Origin of the sequence: Bacillus cereus group sp. MS39 (assembly GCF_040448665.1) — a bacterium.
Taxonomy (GTDB): Bacteria; Bacillota; Bacilli; order Bacillales; family Bacillaceae_G; genus Bacillus_A; species Bacillus_A wiedmannii.
In genome coordinates, this window is the sequence record NZ_CP123058.1 from 687,644 (window position 1) to 703,986 (window position 16,343).

Below are 16,343 nucleotides of genomic sequence, written 5' to 3' on the forward strand. Positions count from 1 at the left end.
ATACCATCCTTTTCATTTAATGAAATATTTCTCGTAATCCCCAACAAGAGTATAACACAATTATATAAATAATGTATACTATTTATTTCTTTTTGTTTGTGTGAATGTATTATTTCCTTATTAATATTTCATTCCAGGCGTATTGAGAAAAACTTTCAGGAAAATGTGAATATTAATTGACAAATGAATATCATTTCTTTAGTATAGGTTGGGACGGATACTCTCTTATCCCGAGCTGGCGGAGGGACAGGCCCGATGAAGCCCAGCAACCTCATTTGTAGTGGTAAATACAGGTGAATAGGTGCTAAAACCTGTGCGAGGCTAACGGTCTCGAACGATAAGAGCAAAGGGCAAAAAGCAGTATGCAAGTAGCAAATTAAACCTTTCCTCTATGTAAAGTAGGAAAGGTTTTTCTGTATGCTTGTGTGGGAGAATAAATGTATGTCGCAGTTTGTGGCAAATTAAGGATGAGTTCCGTACAATATATACAATTACTGTAGGGAGGTTTACCACATGACAAAAAAACGTCATCTGTTCACATCTGAGTCTGTAACTGAAGGACATCCAGATAAAATTTGTGACCAAATTTCTGATTCAATTTTAGATGCGATCTTATCAAAGGACGCAAATGCACGTGTAGCTTGTGAAACAACTGTAACAACTGGTTTAGTATTGGTAGCGGGGGAAATTACGACTTCTACTTACGTAGATATTCCAAAAATCGTTCGTGAAACAATTCAAGGCATTGGTTACACACGCGCAAAATACGGATTCGATGCAGAAACTTGTGCAGTTTTAACATCTATCGATGAGCAATCTGCTGACATCGCTATGGGTGTTGACCAAGCGCTAGAAGCACGCGAAGGTCTAATGACTGACGCTGAGATTGAGGCAATTGGTGCGGGAGACCAAGGTTTAATGTTTGGCTTCGCATGTAATGAAACACAAGAATTAATGCCACTTCCAATCTCGCTTGCTCACAAATTAGCTCGCCGTTTAACTGAAGTACGTAAAGATGACACATTATCATACTTACGTCCGGATGGAAAAACGCAAGTTACAGTTGAGTATGATGAAAATGGTAAACCTGTACGTGTAGATACAATCGTAATTTCTACACAGCATCATCCAGATGTTACATGGGAAGAAATCGATCGCGATTTAAAAGAGCATGTAATTAAAGCTGTAGTTCCAGCAGAATTAATGGATGGAGAAACGAAATTCTTCATTAACCCAACTGGCCGCTTCGTAATTGGTGGACCACAAGGTGATGCTGGTTTAACAGGACGTAAAATCATCGTTGATACTTACGGTGGATACGCTCGCCACGGTGGCGGTGCATTCTCTGGTAAAGATGCAACGAAAGTTGACCGTTCTGCAGCATATGCAGCTCGTTATGTTGCGAAAAACATCGTAGCAGCTGGTCTTGCTGACAAAGCAGAAGTACAACTTGCATACGCAATTGGTGTAGCGCAACCAGTATCAATTTCAGTTGATACATTCGGGACTGGTAAAGTATCTGAAGACGTACTAGTAGAACTAGTTCGTAACAACTTCGATCTTCGCCCAGCTGGTATTATTAAAATGCTAGACTTACGTCGCCCAATTTACAAACAAACAGCAGCTTACGGCCACTTCGGACGTACTGATGTAGACCTAACATGGGAACGTACAGACAAAGCTGCAGCTTTAAAAGAGCAAGCTGGTCTATAATATATGAAAAAAAGCTTTGCGCGGTGAGCGCAAAGCTTTTTTTATTTTGTTTTACTTCTAATTTGAATGCATGAGCTACAATACACTTCGCCGTCTAGCTCAATATACTTTTTCATATTAGTCATACCACTTGCTGGAAAGGGCATATGAATCCATGCTTTTTCATACGTTTGTATTTCTTTTTCACATGATTTACAAAGGATTGGTTTCTTCTGGAACATATGTAATCAACCTTTCATTTGACGTGCTTTACCCGCGCAAAAGGCACTGCTGAGTAAAAATAGTGTTGCGAATATAATACTTACTAATGTAGCGTATGGGATTGCGCTTTTTAAGGAAAAGCCGACAGTGATTGAAGCGACAAATAAGAGGATAAATGTTGTTGTTAATTTTTTATAAAGTTCCATAATATGTAGACCTCCTTATTTAGAGATAGAACGTTTAAAAATAAAATCTATTATATAGGCAAGTGTGAGAGGAATTAATGTGCTAGTCAAATAGTAACGAATACCACCATCAGGCAAAAGTACATGCAATTTTAAAAAGTTAATATCGAATTCGTAAGCGATACATTGAAAAAGGGATAATATAATTAGGAATGGTATAATGGTTACGTATCGTTTTATATTTTGAATCATGTAAAGATCCTTTATATGGATAAATATACTTATATTGTATCATGTTGAATTCTTTGCTTCATACATAATTTTACAAGAAAATGAAAGGAAAGATAAAAAATGAGCGTAACTGAACATAAAAAACAAGCGCCAAAAGAAGTGCGCTGCAAAATCGTGACGATTTCCGATACACGTACGGAAGAGACAGATAAGAGTGGACAACTATTACATGAATTGTTAAAAGAGGCAGGGCATACAGTGACCTCTTATGAAATTGTAAAAGATGATAAAGAAAGTATTCAGCAAGCAGTGTTAGCTGGTTATCATAGAGAAGATGTTGATGTTGTGTTAACAAATGGCGGAACTGGTATTACGAAGCGTGATGTGACGATTGAAGCAGTATCAGCGTTATTAGATAAAGAAATTGTCGGGTTTGGTGAGTTGTTCCGCATGATTAGTTATTTAGAAGATATCGGAAGCAGCGCTATGTTAAGTAGAGCAATTGGCGGTACAATTGGGCGCAAAGTTGTCTTTTCAATGCCAGGGTCTAGCGGAGCAGTTCGCCTTGCGATGAATAAATTAATTTTGCCGGAATTAGGTCATATTACATTTGAGCTGCATCGCCAATGAGTAAATATGCTGGAATTGTATTAGCAGGCGGTATGTCGAGTAGATTCGGTGAGCCGAAAGCGTTAGCAATTTGGAAGGGGACTACTTTCGTTGAGCATATTGTGAAAGTGATGACAAGTACTTTGCAAGAAGTTGTAGTCATTAGTCACCCCGATATAAAAGAGCGAGTAGAGCAATTCGTACAAGTTCCTGTTATAGAAGATATTCCGCACTACAAAGGAAACGGACCACTTGCTGGGATTGTATCAGGTATGGAATACATAGAAGCAGACTGGTATGCTATTATGCCTTGCGATGCGCCAAATGTTTCGCATGAATGGTTTACCATTTTATTAGAGCAAACGAGCAATGAATATGATGCGGTTGTACCTATTATTAATGGAAGAAAACAACCGTTACTTGCAGCATATCATAACCGTGTGAAAGAAAAGATTTATGCTTTGCTTCAAGAAGAAAAAAGAAGTATGGGCCAACTTTTATCACAATGCAATGTGAAATATGTTGCTGGTGAAGATGTACAAGCGAATGCGGATTGGTTTATAAATGTAAATACGAAAGAAGAATATGTGCAGGCTCAAAAAGACCTTTCAAATGAATGAAAGGTTTTTTTGATATACAGAAATTGGGGAACAATTCCTGTATAAAGGTATGTGAGTAAGTTGATTTTAAGGGGAATTCTTAAAATCATCATACAGTTAAAATAGTGTATAACCATATATTAATTTTTATGGGTTTTTATTACAAGTCTGTTTGTTTATGTTTGTTTTTGCTATAATGAATATAGAAATAATATGATATTTAACCTTGTGTATCATTCATTTAAGTAAATTTTACAACTGTGTAATAAACTCCCTTCGTTTTGAAGGGAGTTTTTCTATTTAAGCAAGCAACTCTGATGCGTTATGCTGAAGGACTTCTTCATATTGGTTAAGTAAGCCACGAAAGATCTCATCCCAGCTTTTTGATTTCGCATAAGATGAAGCTGCTATTCCCATCTGCTCAAGTTTTTCTTCATTTTGCAATAAAGAATAAATGGATGATAGAAATGAATCATCATTTTTGGGCGGACAAAGAACTCCCGTTTTTCCATCTGTAATGATGTTTTTAACCCCGCCACTATTTGCACCAATGACAGGTGTGCCGCATGCAAGTGATTCAAGTACAACATTTCCGAATGTTTCAGTAGCTGATGGAAATACCATGATGTTAGAACAAGCATATGCTTCAGCTAAATCCTCGCCTTGTAAATATCCAGTAAACGTGACATTTGTTTTCGGAACAGCTTCACGAAGACTTGTTGCTAGGGGACCGTCTCCTGCTATAAGCCAATGAATATCGTTTCGAGTATGTGCTAATTTAACGATAAGATTTTGCAACGTATCAATATCTTTTTCAGGAGCAATTCGTCCAACATAGGAAAGGACATACTTCGCTGTAATATTATATTTTTTTCGGAATAGGTCTGTATTGTAAGTTGGATGAAAGAGTGTGCAATCTACACCCCGTCCCCAAATAGAGAGGGCCTGAAAGCCTTTATTTTTTAATTGATGTAATGTTTCAGGGGATGGAACGAAATTTTTTTGCATATGACTATGAAACCACTTTAAATAGTTCCAAAGCATATTAGAGAGAAATTCAATTTTGTAGTAGCGTAAATAAGCATCGAAATCAGTATGATAAGAACCGACAACTGGGATGTTTAACTTTTTTGCATAATACAATCCACAAAGTCCCATGTTGAAAGGTGTGGCAATGTGAATAATGTCAGGTTGAAAGGAAAGAAGTTCACGTTTAATGCGCGGAGTAGGAAAAGAAAAACGACATTCTGGATATAATATTGTTAACGGGATACTTCTCATCTTATTCACATTCGCTACGAAATTATCTTCAGCTGTATGCTGAGGGGCGAAAACAGAATAGGCGATCTTTTCTTTCTGAAAGTAACGTGTTAATCGTTCTAATGTTTTCGCAACCCCGTTGACTTGTGGCGTAAAAGTATCGGTAAAAATGGCGACTCTCATCATATCACTCCTTTATGTGAAAAGTGGGATGAATTGATAAAAAGAGATGATGCCAGAGCAAGTGCCGAGGCACATACCGACGAATACATCAGACGGATAGTGAAGCCCTAAATAAATGCGAGAAATACCAACGCATAATGCTAACGGTAATAGAAAAACAAATAAGTTTGGATTATAGCAAATAAATGGAATAAAGACAGAGAAAACGGCTGTTGTATGACCAGACGGGAAAGAGTGGTCTTTTAATGGATGGACTGGATATTTTGCATCCTGAATTGTTAAATAAGGACGTTTTCGCGGATACCATCTTTTTAATATTTGCACAGGAATATGGCTAATTGCTAACGAAATAGCAGTTGCGATTGCAGCTTGGTGCAAAGTTCCCTTTGCGAAAATTAAAAAGAACAGTGTGAGTGCAATGGAGAAAGTCGCGCCACCGATATGAGTAATATTGCTGAAAAAGATATTTAACGTTTTTTGATCAAAGTATCGGTTAATTCCTTTGAAAATGTAACATTCTATTTTATACAGTCCACTGACCTTCATGAAAATTCTCCTCCCTCGTTTACATATATATGGAGATATTAGCTTTTATTTTAATAAGATTTTATTGAGGGAGTAATAATGTTTTGTAAAGAAAAAGTTAGTTTTTTTATAAAAAAGCTGCCAGTATTATGGCAGCGGTAAAATCACTTTTGTAGTGATTTATAATATTGACCTTTTTCAACATATTGTGTGCGAATTCGCTCCATGTCTTTACGGTCTTCCTCTGTTAACTCACGAACGACTTTAGCTGGGCGACCGAATGCTAACGTGTTTGGTGGAATTTTCTTTCCTTGTGAAACTAGGCTTCCAGCACCGATAAAGGCTCCTTCGCCAATTTCAGCACCATCCAATATAATAGAGCCCATTCCAATTAAAGCATCCTTTTTTATATGGCAGCTATGTAAAATAACTTGATGCCCAACTGTCACATCATCTTCTAAAATAAGAGGGTACTGTGGGCTTTGGTGAAGTGTACATTGGTCCTGTACATTTACTCGGTCTCCGATGATTGTTGGTGATACATCGCCGCGTATGACTGTATTAAACCAAATACTTGCTTCTTCGCCAATTGTCACATCACCTGTAATGGTTACGTAGTCAGCGATAAAAGCACTACTCGCAATTTTCGGATTTTTTTCTTTGTAAGGATATATCATGTAAAGCCTTCCTTTCCTAGAGACTAGTTTTAGTGTATCAAATTATGAGAAAGAGTGAAATGGAGGAGAGCCGTATGTGGAATTATGAAGCAGAGGAAGCGAAAGCTGTCGTTGTTATCGTGCACGGCGCAATGGAATATCACGGACGTTATGAAGCCGTTGCGGAAATGTGGAATCATATCGGCTACCACGTCGTGATGGGGGACCTTCCGTCACATGGAACGACTTCAAGAAATAGAGGACATATTGATTCATTTGATGAATACATAGAGGAAGTTAAATTATGGGTGAAAGAGGCAAGAAAGTATAGGTTACCTATCTTTCTATTTGGTCATAGTATGGGTGGTCTTATTGTCATTCGTATGATGCAAGAAACGAAGAGAGAAGATGTAGACGGCATTATTTTAAGTTCACCCTGCTTAGGGGTAGTGACTGGACCTTCTGCACCGCTTCAAGCTGTCTCAAAAATATTAAATGTTATTGCTCCAAAATTGCAATTTGCAACGAATCTTACAGTAGAAATGTCAACTCGTAATCATGAAGTTCGGGATGCGATGGAGAATGATTCATTGTTCTTGCGCAAAGTATCAGTACGTTGGTATAGTGAATTGATTAAGTCTATCGAAATTGCGCATAAAAAAATAGGCGATTTTCCAGACGTTCCACTCTTGCTAATGCAAGCTTGTGAGGATAAACTTGTAGATAAAATACGTGTCCGTACTTGGTTTGATAATGTTAAAATAAGTGATAAGGCTTTTAAAGAATGGCCGAATTGTTATCATGAGTTATTAAATGAGTATGAGCGTGATGAAATTTTGAATTATATTCAGTCATTTACTGAAATACACATCAATAACATAATAGAAACAAATAAGTAAATTATTTGTACATTGAATAGAGGAGATGAAGGAAGAAGTGAACGTACCGAGTAATCCCATAACGCTCATGGCGAAAGTATACCGTGATGTGTTTCCGGTTGTACACCATGAGCTAGCGATGTGGAAAGAGCGTGCCTACCATATTCCGAATGACGAGCTTCATAGTCAGGCAATCGCAAGTATTGAGAATAAAACGTTTCATTGCGAGGGCGGTGGCATTTTAGCGCTATTAGCAAATGAACACCGAGAGGAATGTATTCGTTTTATCGTAGCGTATCAAACGATTAGCGATTATTTAGATAACTTATGTGATCGCAGTACATCACTTGATCCAAATGATTTTGCCGCGCTGCATGAGTCCATGTTAATGGCTTTATCACCTGAAGTAGAAGGTGGCGGTAATTATTATCGTTATCGTGATGATCAAGATGATGGTGGCTATTTAGATGAACTTGTTGAAACATGCCAAGATGTTTTAAAGAAAACGAAGCACTATGACAAAATTGCTCCTGTTCTTCATGAACTTGCTTGTTATTATTGTGATTTGCAAATTCATAAACACGTGAAGTTAGAAGAAAGAGAACCACGCTTACAAACATGGTTTGAAGCACATAAAGAAAACTTACCAGAGATGAGTTGGTTCGAATTTTCAGCATGTGCTGGTTCTACGCTTGGAATCTTCTGTCTTGTAGCATATGCCTTTCATGATGAATTACATGATGAAGATATTGCGAAAATTAGACAAGGATATTTCCCTTACGTACAAGGACTTCACATTTTACTTGATTATTTCATCGATCAAGAAGAAGACCGTATAGGCGGAGATTTGAATTTCTGTAGTTATTATGAAAATGAGCAAGCTATATTAGATCGTATGAAACATTTTGTAGAAGAAGCAGAGAAGAGCATTGGTGATTTGCCTCATGCGAAGTTTCATCGTCTCATAAGCCGAGGGTTACTTGGTATTTACTTATCAGACCAAAAAGTATCAGCGCAAAAGAATATGAACAAAATGGCACGGCGCATTGTAAAATACGGAGGCCTCACTTCACGATTCTTCTATTGGAACGGGAAGATGTACCGAAAGAAAATGGCGCAGTGATGAAGAAAACCACTCATGTAGAGTGGTTTTTTTGTTATAATATGGTAAAGGTGGTGATGGAAATGAAGCGATTGTTTCAAAAGCTATATGACAATATTGAAGTAACATTACTCGTGCTACTTTCCATTTCATTTATAACTGGAATGTATATGATGATGAATAAAGCTGGCGGTCCGACAACGATGGATTATGTAGCTCAAGTTATCATTGCATTGATTATTATAGTAGATATTGTCTTTTTAATAAGTGGTAGAAAAAAAGAAAATAGTAAATAAAAAAGCATTTGTACACGGGAGTACAAATGCTTTTTCATTATGACCGTATTTTTGAAAATACATATATAAGAAGTTCAATCGCAAAAATAACTAACACAGATAGTCCGAATAAAGGCATGACAGCGCCTAGTATAACCATCATGATAAAGAAAACAAATATACTTTTCTTATCTCTTTGTTTTGGAGGTGCTGCTAATTTTCCTTTCGGCTTTCTTGCTAACCACATTTTTATTCCGTAATAAATGAGAAGTAATAAAGATAATGTCGTTAGTAAGCATAATATTTTATTTGGCCATCCGAATAAATGACCTTCATGAAGCGGGATACCGTAAGTGAACCATTGTGCAAATAATCCATAATCACGATAGTCCGTTTTTGAAATGAGTTCACCGCTATATTGATCAAAGTAAGCTGTTATTTCTTCATTTGGTGCGACATGCATACCCGTAATACCAGAACCGCTCGATTTCGAAACGGTGAATACACCTTTCGGATCAGCCGGTAGTGAGATTACATATGGCTTCTGTATTTCAATTCCTTTTTGTAATGTATCAACTGAAATTGCTTTTGGCTCATTTGAATTTGATTCAGGAGGAGCTTCCTTTCTTGTTGCCCACGGCAATTCTTTTACCTTTGATTCAGGCGGTGCCATATACAATTTCGGATACCCGAGCGATTCATTCGACGATGCGATTTTATAAATTTGGTTACCCATAAACCCTGACCACGGCAATCCAGATGCGACTAACAAAATGAGAGGAATTGTAAATATAATACCGATAATAGAATGACGTCGTTTTGCCTTTTCTCGTTTATTGGATGCTGATGTGTTTTTGAACTGGCGTATACTCATATACAATCCGGTTACAATTAAAAAGATTGTCCAGCACGCCGCAAGTTCTACAATATAGTTAACGACAGTACCACCAACTAAAAGAGAACTATGTAATTCCCTCATTATATTCGCAAACGTTTCACTTGCATTTTGATCCCCAACAATTTGATTATTGCTATCTAAATACACATATTTTTGTTGCCCAGTATATTCATTTGCAATCGTAAGTCTCGTATTATAATCCCCATTAAACTCACTAATTTTCGCCACACTATAGTGTGGATACTTTTTCTCTGTTAAGGAAAGCGAATCAGACATCGAAATAGATTCTGTTTGGGCGCTCTTCCCAAAATATAAATCTTTATAGATGAAATCTTCAACTTCTTCTCGAAATAAATACCCAATTCCGCTCAGTGACAAAGTAATAAGAAGCGGCGTAATAAAAAGACCAGCGTAAAAATGCCAACGCCAAAAAATGTAATGAAGCGAACGATTTACTTTCATACTTTCAGTTCCCCTAACCTTCCCTATATGAATAACTACTTATTTAATATAGCGAGATTAAGTGTGATTACTTTGAAAGAATTGTGAAGAAAGTTAAAAGTTTTTAGGGAAGATTTTATCGGCGAGACATACAATACGCAATGCAAAGCTTAGTTGAATGAATTAGCTCTTCATTTCCTTTTTGTAGCCTAATTTGAAGTGCCTTTTGAAAATAAGTAAGGGCGGTGTGGAAGTCACCCTCATCTAATTTACTTTTTCCGTAATGTTGGTAGAAGAAGTCTTTATAAGTAGGAACGTTCGGCAACATATGTTGAAGTTCGGTAAATAGTGTATTTGCCGTATGGAAATTTTGTTCCCAATGGTATGTGTGTGCGAGACGTAGTTTGTTAACAAAGAGTCCTTCTTCATTATTTAAATTTGTATAATATGCAATTGCTTCCTGTAAGTAATACTTACTTTCAGGAAGGTTGCCAGCGATTCGTTCATAAACACCGATTAATCCGCAGTTTTTTCCATATAACGATCCTTCCTGTAAATGCTCTTTCAAAAACACAATCCCTTGCTTCATTTCAGCAAGGGATAAAGGTTCTTCTCTAAGGTTTTCGTCAAATGTGTATCCCATTTCAAAAGGTATATTCATTGGGACCTCCTTATATTTTCTACATACATTCTAACAACCGCTTCAGCAAGACATTGAGAGGAATCAACAAAATCCTCAATCGCCACCACATTCAAATCGGTACATGCAATAATTGCGGTATCTACTTCATCTTTCAACTGTACAACGAGCGCACTCCATAATTGGCGAGCTACTTCAACTTCTCCGTTTTTAATATAAGTAATAATGTGATTAATCATTTCCTGCCATTTTTCATGATGAATGTATCCTATATTCCGTTTTGCAATCCCGTCTTGATAAATTCCAGCTTGAACAGTCGCTTCCGTTGCGAGAAGAGCGACTTTTTTTGCAGTTTCAGGAATAGCTTGTAACGTCTCGTCGACTATATTCAAAATAGGAATAGAAATAGAACGTTGTAATTCCTCAAAATAAAGATGCGCTGTATTGCACGGCATAGCGATAAAGCTTACGCCAGTACTTTCAAGTTTTTGTGCCCCTTCAATAATTGCTTTTTTCATTGCTTCGTGATCAATAGGGCGATCCATATAAAACGGTGTTGGACACGAATAAATCATCATATGAGGAAAGTCCATATCATGTTTTGCTCCGTATATTGTTTGACACTTTGCTACAACTGTATCGACGAATGGTCCAGTTGATTTTGGCCCCATTCCTGCTAGTATTCCGATCATTGGTTTGTCTCCTTTAATATGTAATTAAAAACGTTTTTTGCGAACGATAAAAAGGAATAAGGTAAATAATAAAAATGAATATACGATAGCCCAAGCTGTGAGCCATAGTGTGTGAGTCAGTATATTATATTTGTATTGTCCAAGCATTAGAAAGCTTTCGATAGGTGGTAAAAACCATAGTAACTCTTTTTTAAATTGGATAGATGCAATCGTTATAAGCAATATAAATGTAAGGCTAAGCCAAGCAGTGCCTGCTTTTTGAATTATATTTCTAGTAAATAATGTTGCGATTGAAATTCCTAGTATAGAGAAAGACATATGAGCGAGAAATCCGACTAAAAATAAAGAAACTGTCATTTCTTCATTAAACATTTGCAAAATAATGGGATAGATTACGGATATAAAAGATAACACAGTACAAATGAGAAGAGCCGTAATATATTTACCAACATATAGTGCAGAAATATTATTTGTGTGAGAAATAGTAATTTGTTCTTGTACAGGATCTTCAGTATGAAAAATTGTGACCGTAATCCAGGCAGATAATAAATAAAGGGCGAGTGCTGTTTCTAAGTATGTCGGTACAATAGGAGTCGGTTTATATGTATATACAAAAAGTAAGCTCACAAAGTACATCGCAATAGGAGGGACGTACTTATACGATTTTGTATAGTCGAGAAAATGGTAACGAATAAGCGCGAACATAATAAACCTTCTTTCGATTTAAAAGTTAGGTTGTAGCAGTGTGATAGATGCTTTTTTATGTAATAAAAACTGAAGCATTTCGTTTGTATATTCTTTTTCGATTTGTAATTGAATAAGGTTTTGATTTGAATTGTGTACAACGTGTATAAATCCTAATTGTTTCCGTAGTTCTATCGCTGAAAATGTTTCGTGAACGATTGCTTCAATATAGACTTGTTCTGCCCCTTTTTGTAAAGCGGTATCTTCTGCGATTGTATGATTTGCTAACGTCACAATTCTATCGGCGAAGTTTTCTAGTAGTTGTTTTTCGTGACATGTGAAGAGTATAGATATGCCTTGTTGTTTCAATGAGAGTAAAATGTGTTCTAGTTCTTGTTGAGAGTTAGGATCGAGCCCAGAAAGAGGTTCGTCTAAAATTAATAAATGGACATCTGTAAGTAATGCTTGTAAGATGCCTGTTTTTTGTTTCATACCTTTTGAAAAGTTTCGTACAACAGAATGTCTTGCATGATGTAAATGAAAAGATTCAAGAAGCATCGGAATTTTATCTTTTAAATATTTTGTTGATAAACCGTGGATGTGGCCGAGATGATATAAATAATCTTCTAATGTAAAACGAATCCCTTCAGGAAAATGTTCAGGTACATAGCCGATTTGTATATGTTCTTTTCTTTGAAGTGTCCCTGCCGTAGGTGAAATAAATCCTGCAATTATTTTGAGTAGCGTACTTTTTCCAGTCCCGTTCCCGCCAATAATAGCGAGCGCTCCTCCTTCTGGAATGGATAAATCAATGTTGTCTAGTATAAGTGATTTGCCATACTTCTTTTGAATTCCCCTTAGTTCTACTAGCAAAGTTCTATCCTTCTTTCTTCAAATATTGTATATATCCATTATATAGGAGAATAACAAAAAGACGTGCAATGAGTGCACGTCTTTTTTTGGTATGTTTTGTCGAATTATCGATATATCTGAAAAATCGTTGATATATCCGGCATTACGATAGATATAATTGAAAAATCGTTGATATAATTATCCCGCTATTTACCAGGCAGGAAAACCCGCTGATTAAAGTTTCACTTTATCGTTTCTCAATCGCCACAATAAATGGCGGGTTATTTTGTTGGTTAATGAAGCCGTATCGCAGTACGTGTGCTTGTTTTTGGTCTAGTTCTTCTGCAAATGTAAGTACAGCGTCGCGTTCTACTTGTCCTTCTGGATGTCCGTGGTAAATGACAAGGACGATGATACCTTCAGGCGCCATTACTTCTAATAATTGCTCAATCGCTGAGATTGTTGAGTTCGGTTTTGTAACGATATGCTTATCTCCGCCAGGAAGGTAACCTAAGTTAAAAATTGCGCCTGTTACTTTTCCTTTTGCATCTTCTGGTAATACGGATAGAAGTGTATCGTGGCTATCATGAATTAAAACAGTACGTTCGAAAAGTTCTTTTTCTTTTAGACGAGTTGTTGAGCTTTCAATTGCCTCTTTTTGAATATCAAATCCAAATACTTTTCCGTTATCTCCAACGATTTCAGCTAGGAAGCAAGTGTCATGACCGTTTCCTAAAGTTGCATCTACAGCGTAATCGCCTTCTTTTACTGCCGTTTGCAGAAGTGAGCGAGCAAACGGTAATACACGTTCTAATTTCATTTTTGTTTCTCCTCATTTGCATATTTTCCTTGCCAGCTTCCGCGGCGTACAAATTCTGCATCGATGGAATTTAATACTTCCCATTTATTTAAGCTCCACATTGGGCCAATCATTAAATCAGGTGGACCGTCACCTGTGATGCGGTGCACAATTACGTCTTCTGGAATAATTTCAAGTTGGTCAACAACGAGACTTACGTAATCTTCAAGAGAAAGGAATTCTAATTGTCCTTTTTCATATTGCTTCACCATTGGCGTTCCTTTTAATAAGTGAAGTAAGTGGATTTTAATTCCTTGTACGTCAAGTTTCGCTACTTCACGAGCTGTTTCCATCATCATGTCGTAATCTTCAAGAGGAAGACCGTTAATAATATGAGAGCAAACTCGAATGCCATGTTTACGTAATTTATTTACGCCTTCAACGTAAGAAGGATAATCGTGAGCACGATTAATAAGATTTGCAGTTCGTTCATGAACAGTTTGTAGTCCGAGCTCAACCCAAAGGTACGTGCGTTTATTTAAGTCCGCTAAATATTCAACGACATCGTCTGGTAAACAATCTGGACGAGTCGCAATAGAAAGACCGACAACGTCTTTTTCTGCTAGAAGCGGTTCGAATTTTTCTTTTAACACTTCAAGTGGTGCATGTGTATTTGTATAAGCCTGAAAATAAGCGATACATTTTCCATCTTTCCACTTTGAGCGCATTTTTTCTTTCATTTCATGATATTGCGTTATAACATCATCGCGGCGATCGCCAGCGAAGTCACCAGATCCAGCAGCACTGCAAAATGTACACCCGCCATAAGCAACTGTACCGTCACGGTTCGGACAATCGAAGCCAGCGTCTAATGAAACTTTAAAGATTTTTTCACCAAATTCATTTCGTAAATGGTAATTCCATGTGTGATAACGTTTATTGTCGTTTGTATATGGAAAAGGGTTTTGAACCTTCATTACTTTCCCTCCTAAGCCGAGTCAAAATGAAACAAAATCCATTATAACATACTCATAAGGTTCATATGGAAGGGACACACTAAAGGGGAATTGAAGCAAGGAGGGACAATTATGGCAGAGCGTCAATCACTTGAATCGTATATTACACAAGCGGAACAAGCGGTGGAATATGCGAAAGAACAATTAGACCAAGGTATGAGACAAGAGCATTACAATACGATGGAGTATTCAGATGCGCAATTACAATTAGAACAAGCATATAACGATTTACAAACGATGCAGCAACATGCGAATGATGAGCAACGTGAGCAATTAAATAGAGCACGTATGGCAATTCGCCAATTGCAACATCAAATGATTATTACACCGCGCTAATAAGGAGTGAATGTAATGGCGAAACGTTCAGATCAAAATAACCCAGAGCAAAAAACGCAAAATGGACATAACGCTGAGTTTTCGAATGAGCTTGATCCAGTTGTTCAAGTGAAACAGCGTAACAGTAAAAAGGGACAACCTCAAAGATCGAAGCAATCAGAGTAGACCAGGTCGCAATATGACCTGGTTTTATTTTATTATATTACAATAATATAAGATTTCTGTAAGGTTTGTCGATAGTTGCGAGCCGTTTTCTCCAGTAGAGTAAGGAAGGATTAAATTTTATCCCGCTTTAATGGGCAGTAAGACCCCCACCTCAAAATTCAGCGAAAGCAAAGAAGTTAGGTGGGGATCAACTGTCCATAAAAGTCCGATTGGTTCAACTAATAATCAGTGGGGGATGGACAAAACCCCCACTGATTAAAGTTTCACTTTATACAAGGAGTTGCTTTATGGGGAACAATATTACAAACAAACGAATTGATGAGTTAGATTACATTCGTGGCTTTGCACTACTGGGGATTATTTTAGTAAATATTCTCGCACTACTTAACATTAAAATTCCAGATCCTAATACAGTGGATGCTAGCTATCAAAGATTTTTATACTTATTTGTAGAAGGTCGTTTCTTCTCAATCTTCTCATCCTTATTTGGAGTGGGATTCTATATCTTTATCTCTAGAGCAATTGCGAAAGGGAAAAATGGGTATGTTTTATTTTTCCGCCGCTTAGTTGCACTATTTATTTTCGGTTTGATTCATCAAATGTTTCAGCCTGGAGAAGCACTAGCGTTATACGCAATTTGCGGGTTACTTGTTTTACCGTTTTATAAAGCGAAAAAAGAAGTGAACCTAGTTATAGGCCTTATTTTAACAATTGCCTTTAGCATAATGGGTGTTAAAGAACTATTACCACTCGGCTTAATTTTATTAGGGCTGGCTGCAGGACAATATCGTGTATTTGAAAATCTTACGCAAAATATAAAGAAAGTCGCTATTTTTACAGGTATTATGTTTGTTTTAAGTGTCGTAGCTGTATGGTATCAATATGGGCACGTTCCTGCTGAACCATTTGTAAATGGGATAATGGAGAACGAAGATGGAACAATGGATGCTGCAAGCCAATTTTTAAAAATTGGTATTACAGTTGGACCAATCATTTCAGCTTTCTATGTGGGAGCATTAATTTTATTACTTCAACTAAAACCAGTTCAAACATTTTTAGCGCCACTAAAATATTATGGACGTATGGCGTTAACAAATTATATCGGACAAACTGCAATGATTTTAATCGCAGGAAGTGTCTTTAACTTTGCAGAAAACTTAACGTACATGCAGACGTTATATGTATGTATCGCAATTTACGCAATTCAAATTGTGTTTAGTGTGATTTGGATGAAAATCTTTAAAATGGGTCCACTAGAATGGATTTGGCGTGTTATTACGTATTGGACGGTAACACCTTTAAAGAAATAAAGAGAGAAGTGGGCTGTTTCTTTTGTGGAACAGCCTATTTTTTATTGTCATCTTTTTCGGTAAGTCGATATTACTTGTCGAATCGCTAATACA

21 protein-coding genes and 1 riboswitch are annotated in these 16,343 nt (G+C 36.9%); of the genes, 9 read left to right on the top strand and 12 right to left on the bottom strand.

Features of this window, described 5'->3' with window-relative positions; translation table 11 throughout:
- Positions 1 to 222: 222 nt before the first annotated feature.
- Positions 223 to 344, top strand: a riboswitch (SAM riboswitch).
- A 169-nt stretch (positions 345 to 513) separates the two neighbouring features.
- Positions 514 to 1,713 carry a methionine adenosyltransferase gene (gene metK / locus QEP67_RS03530; protein WP_000163113.1) on the top strand — a complete coding sequence of 400 codons (1,200 nt, stop codon included), beginning with the start codon at positions 514 to 516 and terminating at the stop codon, positions 1,711 to 1,713.
- Positions 1,714 to 1,754: 41 nt separating this feature from the next.
- Here the strand turns inward: metK and QEP67_RS03535 are convergent, their stop codons facing one another.
- Positions 1,755 to 1,934 (bottom strand): hypothetical protein, encoded by a 180-nt coding sequence (locus QEP67_RS03535; protein ID WP_000486782.1) that lies wholly within the window; start codon positions 1,932 to 1,934, stop codon positions 1,755 to 1,757.
- A 6-nt stretch (positions 1,935 to 1,940) separates the two neighbouring features.
- Complete coding sequence (locus QEP67_RS03540) at positions 1,941 to 2,120, bottom strand: hypothetical protein (RefSeq protein WP_000424811.1); 180 nt, start codon at positions 2,118 to 2,120, stop codon at positions 1,941 to 1,943.
- 330 nt (positions 2,121 to 2,450) lie between these two features.
- Between QEP67_RS03540 and QEP67_RS03545 the strand changes: the two genes are divergently transcribed.
- The gene (locus QEP67_RS03545) at positions 2,451 to 2,960 is read left to right on the top strand and encodes a MogA/MoaB family molybdenum cofactor biosynthesis protein (protein ID WP_000117133.1); all 510 of its coding nucleotides are present in this window, start codon (positions 2,451 to 2,453) and stop codon (positions 2,958 to 2,960) included.
- Positions 2,957 to 3,559: a molybdenum cofactor guanylyltransferase gene (locus tag QEP67_RS03550; RefSeq protein WP_000049599.1), complete on the top strand. Its 603-nt coding sequence runs from the start codon at positions 2,957 to 2,959 to the stop codon at positions 3,557 to 3,559. Before QEP67_RS03545 ends, QEP67_RS03550 begins: the two co-directional genes overlap by 4 nt.
- 279 nt (positions 3,560 to 3,838) lie before the next feature.
- Here QEP67_RS03550 and QEP67_RS03555 read toward each other — a convergent pair whose 3' ends face one another.
- The 3 genes from QEP67_RS03555 to QEP67_RS03565 all read right to left on the bottom strand — a co-directional run bounded on the left by QEP67_RS03555 (position 3,839) and on the right by QEP67_RS03565 (position 6,183).
- The gene (locus QEP67_RS03555) at positions 3,839 to 4,981 is read right to left on the bottom strand and encodes a glycosyltransferase family 1 protein (RefSeq protein ID WP_001261617.1); all 1,143 of its coding nucleotides are present in this window, start codon (positions 4,979 to 4,981) and stop codon (positions 3,839 to 3,841) included.
- Positions 4,982 to 4,993: 12 nt separating this feature from the next.
- Complete coding sequence (locus QEP67_RS03560) at positions 4,994 to 5,527, bottom strand: phosphatase PAP2 family protein (RefSeq protein ID WP_000868580.1); 534 nt, start codon at positions 5,525 to 5,527, stop codon at positions 4,994 to 4,996.
- Between the two features lie 143 nt (positions 5,528 to 5,670).
- The gene (locus QEP67_RS03565) at positions 5,671 to 6,183 is read right to left on the bottom strand and encodes a gamma carbonic anhydrase family protein (protein WP_000640210.1); all 513 of its coding nucleotides are present in this window, start codon (positions 6,181 to 6,183) and stop codon (positions 5,671 to 5,673) included.
- A 74-nt stretch (positions 6,184 to 6,257) separates the two neighbouring features.
- Here QEP67_RS03565 and QEP67_RS03570 point away from each other — a divergent pair, with 74 nt between their 5' ends.
- Genes QEP67_RS03570 through QEP67_RS03580 form a run of 3 tightly spaced genes read left to right on the top strand, consistent with a single transcriptional unit; the run spans position 6,258 to position 8,438 of the window.
- A complete protein-coding gene (locus QEP67_RS03570) occupies positions 6,258 to 7,061 on the top strand; it encodes an alpha/beta hydrolase (protein ID WP_000267435.1) in 804 nt (267 codons plus the stop codon).
- 37 nt (positions 7,062 to 7,098) lie between these two features.
- Positions 7,099 to 8,163 (top strand): tetraprenyl-beta-curcumene synthase family protein, encoded by a 1,065-nt coding sequence (locus tag QEP67_RS03575; protein WP_001102479.1) that lies wholly within the window; start codon positions 7,099 to 7,101, stop codon positions 8,161 to 8,163.
- Positions 8,164 to 8,204: 41 nt separating this feature from the next.
- The gene (locus QEP67_RS03580; RefSeq protein ID WP_074651699.1) at positions 8,205 to 8,438 is read left to right on the top strand and encodes a hypothetical protein; all 234 of its coding nucleotides are present in this window, start codon (positions 8,205 to 8,207) and stop codon (positions 8,436 to 8,438) included.
- 37 nt (positions 8,439 to 8,475) lie between these two features.
- Here the strand turns inward: QEP67_RS03580 and QEP67_RS03585 are convergent, their stop codons facing one another.
- From QEP67_RS03585 to QEP67_RS03615, 7 genes are all read right to left on the bottom strand, one after another.
- Entirely contained in the window at positions 8,476 to 9,777 is a 1,302-nt protein-coding gene (locus tag QEP67_RS03585; protein WP_000867839.1) for a PepSY domain-containing protein, read from the bottom strand.
- A gap of 115 nt (positions 9,778 to 9,892) precedes the next feature.
- Positions 9,893 to 10,417: a hypothetical protein gene (locus tag QEP67_RS03590; RefSeq protein ID WP_001024980.1), complete on the bottom strand. Its 525-nt coding sequence runs from the start codon at positions 10,415 to 10,417 to the stop codon at positions 9,893 to 9,895.
- Complete coding sequence (locus QEP67_RS03595; RefSeq protein ID WP_000579334.1) at positions 10,414 to 11,088, bottom strand: amino acid racemase; 675 nt, start codon at positions 11,086 to 11,088, stop codon at positions 10,414 to 10,416. The genes QEP67_RS03590 and QEP67_RS03595 overlap by 4 nt, the downstream gene beginning before the upstream one ends.
- Positions 11,089 to 11,112: 24 nt before the next feature.
- Complete coding sequence (locus QEP67_RS03600) at positions 11,113 to 11,793, bottom strand: hypothetical protein (protein ID WP_000457773.1); 681 nt, start codon at positions 11,791 to 11,793, stop codon at positions 11,113 to 11,115.
- A gap of 18 nt (positions 11,794 to 11,811) precedes the next feature.
- On the bottom strand, positions 11,812 to 12,645 hold the full coding sequence (locus QEP67_RS03605; RefSeq protein ID WP_000959742.1) for an ABC transporter ATP-binding protein: 834 nt from the start codon (positions 12,643 to 12,645) through the stop codon (positions 11,812 to 11,814).
- A gap of 226 nt (positions 12,646 to 12,871) precedes the next feature.
- Positions 12,872 to 13,444 (bottom strand): class I SAM-dependent methyltransferase, encoded by a 573-nt coding sequence (locus QEP67_RS03610; RefSeq protein ID WP_000764470.1) that lies wholly within the window; start codon positions 13,442 to 13,444, stop codon positions 12,872 to 12,874.
- Positions 13,441 to 14,400 (bottom strand): TIGR01212 family radical SAM protein, encoded by a 960-nt coding sequence (locus QEP67_RS03615; protein WP_000868033.1) that lies wholly within the window; start codon positions 14,398 to 14,400, stop codon positions 13,441 to 13,443. Before QEP67_RS03615 ends, QEP67_RS03610 begins: the two co-directional genes overlap by 4 nt.
- A 111-nt stretch (positions 14,401 to 14,511) precedes the next feature.
- On the opposite strand from QEP67_RS03615, the gene QEP67_RS03620 reads away from it, so the two are divergent.
- From QEP67_RS03620 to QEP67_RS03630, 3 genes are all read left to right on the top strand, one after another.
- Positions 14,512 to 14,775: a YtzC family protein gene (locus QEP67_RS03620; protein ID WP_000840870.1), complete on the top strand. Its 264-nt coding sequence runs from the start codon at positions 14,512 to 14,514 to the stop codon at positions 14,773 to 14,775.
- 15 nt (positions 14,776 to 14,790) lie between these two features.
- Positions 14,791 to 14,940, top strand: a complete 150-nt coding sequence (locus tag QEP67_RS03625) for a hypothetical protein (RefSeq protein ID WP_001129345.1) — start codon at positions 14,791 to 14,793, stop codon at positions 14,938 to 14,940.
- Between the two features lie 287 nt (positions 14,941 to 15,227).
- The gene (locus tag QEP67_RS03630; RefSeq protein ID WP_353706521.1) at positions 15,228 to 16,250 is read left to right on the top strand and encodes a DUF418 domain-containing protein; all 1,023 of its coding nucleotides are present in this window, start codon (positions 15,228 to 15,230) and stop codon (positions 16,248 to 16,250) included.
- Positions 16,251 to 16,343: the final 93 nt, after the last annotated feature.

Excerpts from the sequence above, each read along its gene's own strand:
- QEP67_RS03550 (WP_000049599.1), top strand. The coding sequence starts at position 2,957 with ATGAGTAAATATGCTGGAATTGTATTAGCAGGCGGTATGTCGAGTAGA.
- QEP67_RS03570 (WP_000267435.1), top strand. The coding sequence starts at position 6,258 with ATGTGGAATTATGAAGCAGAGGAAGCGAAAGCTGTCGTTGTTATCGTG.
- QEP67_RS03545 (WP_000117133.1), top strand. The coding sequence starts at position 2,451 with ATGAGCGTAACTGAACATAAAAAACAAGCGCCAAAAGAAGTGCGCTGC.
- QEP67_RS03625 (WP_001129345.1), top strand. The coding sequence starts at position 14,791 with ATGGCGAAACGTTCAGATCAAAATAACCCAGAGCAAAAAACGCAAAAT.
- QEP67_RS03560 (WP_000868580.1), bottom strand. The coding sequence starts at position 5,527 with ATGAAGGTCAGTGGACTGTATAAAATAGAATGTTACATTTTCAAAGGA.
- QEP67_RS03595 (WP_000579334.1), bottom strand. The coding sequence starts at position 11,088 with ATGATCGGAATACTAGCAGGAATGGGGCCAAAATCAACTGGACCATTC.
- QEP67_RS03585 (WP_000867839.1), bottom strand. The coding sequence starts at position 9,777 with ATGAAAGTAAATCGTTCGCTTCATTACATTTTTTGGCGTTGGCATTTT.
- metK (WP_000163113.1), top strand. The coding sequence starts at position 514 with ATGACAAAAAAACGTCATCTGTTCACATCTGAGTCTGTAACTGAAGGA.
- QEP67_RS03580 (WP_074651699.1), top strand. The coding sequence starts at position 8,205 with ATGGTAAAGGTGGTGATGGAAATGAAGCGATTGTTTCAAAAGCTATAT.
- QEP67_RS03615 (WP_000868033.1), bottom strand. The coding sequence starts at position 14,400 with ATGAAGGTTCAAAACCCTTTTCCATATACAAACGACAATAAACGTTAT.
- QEP67_RS03540 (WP_000424811.1), bottom strand. The coding sequence starts at position 2,120 with ATGGAACTTTATAAAAAATTAACAACAACATTTATCCTCTTATTTGTC.
- QEP67_RS03555 (WP_001261617.1), bottom strand. The coding sequence starts at position 4,981 with ATGAGAGTCGCCATTTTTACCGATACTTTTACGCCACAAGTCAACGGG.
- QEP67_RS03620 (WP_000840870.1), top strand. The coding sequence starts at position 14,512 with ATGGCAGAGCGTCAATCACTTGAATCGTATATTACACAAGCGGAACAA.
- QEP67_RS03565 (WP_000640210.1), bottom strand. The coding sequence starts at position 6,183 with ATGATATATCCTTACAAAGAAAAAAATCCGAAAATTGCGAGTAGTGCT.
- QEP67_RS03590 (WP_001024980.1), bottom strand. The coding sequence starts at position 10,417 with ATGAATATACCTTTTGAAATGGGATACACATTTGACGAAAACCTTAGA.
- QEP67_RS03600 (WP_000457773.1), bottom strand. The coding sequence starts at position 11,793 with ATGTTCGCGCTTATTCGTTACCATTTTCTCGACTATACAAAATCGTAT.
- QEP67_RS03535 (WP_000486782.1), bottom strand. The coding sequence starts at position 1,934 with ATGTTCCAGAAGAAACCAATCCTTTGTAAATCATGTGAAAAAGAAATA.
- QEP67_RS03610 (WP_000764470.1), bottom strand. The coding sequence starts at position 13,444 with ATGAAATTAGAACGTGTATTACCGTTTGCTCGCTCACTTCTGCAAACG.
- QEP67_RS03630 (WP_353706521.1), top strand. The coding sequence starts at position 15,228 with ATGGGGAACAATATTACAAACAAACGAATTGATGAGTTAGATTACATT.